1 protein-coding gene is annotated in these 215 nt (G+C 53.0%); it reads right to left on the bottom strand.

Annotated elements, in window-relative coordinates; translation table 11 throughout:
* Window positions 1-215 (bottom strand): VCBS domain-containing protein (locus AB4405_RS24270; protein ID WP_372063104.1); only part of this gene is annotated, 215 nt, incomplete at both ends.

Genomic DNA, 215 nt, shown 5'->3' with positions numbered 1-215 from the left:
AGGCTTTGCACCACCTCCAAATCATTGGGAATGGTGTAGCTCCAATTGCCGTCTTCATCGAAGGTAAACGTACCTTCCGCTAGGTTATCAGCACCGCCCACCGCGGCAACGCCCGTATCGAACGTCGATTCCCCCGCATCTTTATCTGTAATGGTCGCTTGGTCTGCAAAGCGAAGGTTGTCGACACCACCGATGTCGACAATATCAGGGGCATA

The sequence above is a fragment of the Vibrio sp. 10N.261.51.F12 genome (assembly GCF_041471725.1).
Taxonomy (GTDB): Bacteria; Pseudomonadota; Gammaproteobacteria; order Enterobacterales; family Vibrionaceae; genus Vibrio.
This window is presented reverse-complemented; position numbering and strand designations above follow the sequence as displayed.